This window comes from Nocardia jiangxiensis NBRC 101359 (assembly GCF_000308615.1).
Lineage (GTDB): Bacteria > Actinomycetota > Actinomycetes > Mycobacteriales > Mycobacteriaceae > Nocardia > Nocardia jiangxiensis.
In genome coordinates this window covers 1-3,403 of the sequence record NZ_BAGB01000034.1, presented here as the reverse complement: position 1 = coordinate 3,403, position 3,403 = coordinate 1, and the positions used below count along the sequence as shown (strand labels likewise).

At 55.5% G+C, this 3,403-nt stretch carries 2 rRNA genes; both read right to left on the bottom strand.

What is annotated here, in order from left to right:
• Positions 1 to 3 precede the first annotated feature (3 nt).
• Positions 4 to 120: ribosomal RNA gene (gene rrf, locus ON40_RS11680) — 5S ribosomal RNA — on the bottom strand.
• Between the two features lie 124 nt (positions 121 to 244).
• A 23S ribosomal RNA gene (locus ON40_RS11675) occupies positions 245 to 3,352 on the bottom strand.
• Between the last annotated feature and the right edge of the window lie 51 nt (positions 3,353 to 3,403).

Genomic DNA, 3,403 nt, shown 5'->3' with positions numbered 1-3,403 from the left:
TTGTTCCGGCGGTGTCCTACTCTCCCACACCCTGTCGAGTGCAGTACCATCGGCGCAGGTGGCCTTAGCTTCCGGGTTCGGAATGGGACCGGGCGTTTCCCCACCGCTATAGCCGCCGTAACACTATGAAACTATCCACAGAGAGCCACCCACCCCTTCCACCCCCACAAAGGGATGTCAAGGACCGTGTCTTCTGTATCCGTGTGTTGTTTCAGATACCGCACAGTGGACGCGTAGCCTCTTCGTCAGTAAGCCCTCGGCCTATTAGTACCAGTCACCTCCACACGTTACCGTGCTTCCAGTTCTGGCCTATCAACCCAATGATCTGTTGGGGGCCTTAACCCTTCAAGAGGGAGAGAAACCTCATCTTGGAACAGGCTTCCCGCTTAGATGCTTTCAGCGGTTATCCCTTCCGAACGTAGCCAACCAGCCATGCTCCTGGCGGAACAACTGGCACACCAGAGGTTCGTCCGTCCCGGTCCTCTCGTACTAGGGACAGCCTTCCTCAAGTTTCTAACGCGCGCGGCGGATAGAGACCGAACTGTCTCACGACGTTCTAAACCCAGCTCGCGTGCCGCTTTAATGGGCGAACAGCCCAACCCTTGGGACCTACTCCAGCCCCAGGATGCGACGAGCCGACATCGAGGTGCCAAACCATCCCGTCGATATGGACTCTTGGGGAAGATCAGCCTGTTATCCCCGGGGTACCTTTTATCCGTTGAGCGACACCACTTCCACACGTAGGTGCCGGATCACTAGTCCCGACTTTCGTCCCTGCTCGACCTGTCAGTCTCACAGTCAAGCTCCCTTGTGCACTTACACTCAACACCTGATTACCAACCAGGCTGAGGGAACCTTTGGGCGCCTCCGTTACACTTTAGGAGGCAACCGCCCCAGTTAAACTACCCACCAGGCACTGTCCCTGAACCAGATCATGGCCCGAGGTTAGAAGTCCAATACGACCAGAGTGGTATTTCAACGACGACTCCCACGACACTAGCGTGCCGCTTTCACAGTCTCCCACCTATCCTACACAAACCGTACCGAACACCAATACCAAGCTATAGTGAAGGTCCCGGGGTCTTTTCGTCCTGCCGCGCGTAACGAGCATCTTTACTCGTAATGCAATTTCGCCGAGTCTGTGGTGGAGACAGCAGAGAAGTCGTTACGCCATTCGTGCAGGTCGGAACTTACCCGACAAGGAATTTCGCTACCTTAGGATGGTTATAGTTACCACCGCCGTTTACCGGGGCTTAAATTCTCAGCTTCGCCCTTACGAGCTAACCGGTCCTCTTAACCTTCCGGCACCGGGCAGGCGTCAGTCCGTATACATCGTCTTACGACTTCGCACGGACCTGTGTTTTTAGTAAACAGTCGCTTCTCTCTGGTCTCTGCGACCCCCACCAGCTCCGACAGCAAAGTGTCATCACCAGTCGAGGCCCTCCTTCTCCCGAAGTTACGGAGGTATTTTGCCGAGTTCCTTCACCACAGTTCCCTCGATCGCCTCAGTATTCTCTACCTGACCACCTGTGTCGGTTTGGGGTACGGGCCGTGTACCAACTCACTAGAGGCTTTTCTCGGCAGCATAGGATCACTGAATTCACCTCAAACGGCTACGCATCACCTCTCAGGCTACATGAGACACGGATTTGCCTATGCCTCGCCCTACAGGCTTACACCACGTAATCCACCACGTGGCCCAGCTACCTTCCTGCGTCACCCCATCGCTTGACTACTACAATCAGGATCCCGTGCAGCCACATCTCTTCACCCGAAGGTGATAGATCCGCTTTTGGACGGTTAGCACAACTGATTCGCCATTGGGCGCGGATACACGGGTACGGGAATATCAACCCGTTGTCCATCGACTACGCCTGTCGGCCTCGCCTTAGGTCCCGACTCACCCTGGGCGGATTAACCTGGCCCAGGAACCCTTGGTCATTCGGCGGACGAGTTTCTCACTCGTCTTTCGCTACTCATGCCTGCATTCTCACTCGCGCAGCCTCCACAACTAGGTCACCCCGCTGCTTCCCTGGCTACACGACGCTCCCCTACCCACCCAGACGACTGGCCCGAAGGCGATCTACATGTCTGAGTGCCGCGGCTTCGGCGGTGTACTTGAGCCCCGCTACATTATCGGCGCAGGATCACTTGACCAGTGAGCTATTACGCACTCTTTCAAGGGTGGCTGCTTCTAAGCCAACCTCCTGGTTGTCTAAGCGACCCCACATCCTTTTCCACTTAGTACACGCTTAGGGGCCTTAGCCGGCGATCTGGGCTGTTTCCCTCTCGACTACGAAGCTTATCCCCCGCAGTCTCACTGCCACGCTCTCACACACCGGCATTCGGAGTTTGGCTGACTTCGGTAAGCTTGTAGGCCCCCTAGGCCATCCAGTAGCTCTACCTCCAGTGTGAAACACGTGACGCTGCACCTAAATGCATTTCGGGGAGAACCAGCTATCACGGAGTTTGATTGGCCTTTCACCCCTACCCACAACTCATCCCCTCAGTTTTCAACCTAAGTGGGTTCGGGCCTCCACGACGTCTTACCGTCGCTTCACCCTGGCCATGGGTAGATCACTCCGCTTCGGGTCCATAGTGTGCGACTCTGGGCGCCCTATTCGGACTCGCTTTCGCTACGGCTCCCCCACACGGGTTAACCTCGCCACACACCGATGACTCGCAGGCTCATTCTTCAAAAGGCACGCCATCACCAAACAAGTCAGCTCTGACGGATTGTAAGCGCACGGTTTCAGGTACTATTTCACTCCCCTCCCGGGGTACTTTTCACCTTTCCCTCACGGTACTAGTCCGCTATCGGTCACCAGGGAGTATTCAGGCTTACCGGGTGGTCCCGGCAGATTCACAGCAGATTTCACGGGCCCGCTGCTACTCGGGTACTCAATACAAGAGCCAAGAAGTTTTCGTTTACCGGACTCTCACCGTCTACGGTTGGCCATCCCAGACCAATTCAACTAACAACTTGGTTTCTCACTCTCGCCTCGCTCGGCAGAACAAGGAAATTAAGCCCCACAACCCCACACGGACAACGACTGCCGTCTATCACATCCGCATGGTTTAGCCTCATCCGCTTTCGCTCGCCACTACTCACGGAATCACAATTGTTTTCTCTTCCTGTGGGTACTGAGATGTTTCACTTCCCCACGTTCCCTCCACACCACCTATATATTCAATGGCGGGTAACACGACATCACTCGTGCTGGGTTTCCCCATTCGGAAATCCTCGGATCTCAGCTCGGTTGACAGCTCCCCGAGGCTTATCGCAGCCTCCTACGTCCTTCATCGGCTCCTGGTGCCAAGGCATCCACCGTACGCTCTTACACACTTACTAACAAAGATGCTCGCGTCCACTGTGCAGTTCTCAAACAACACACCCACACCG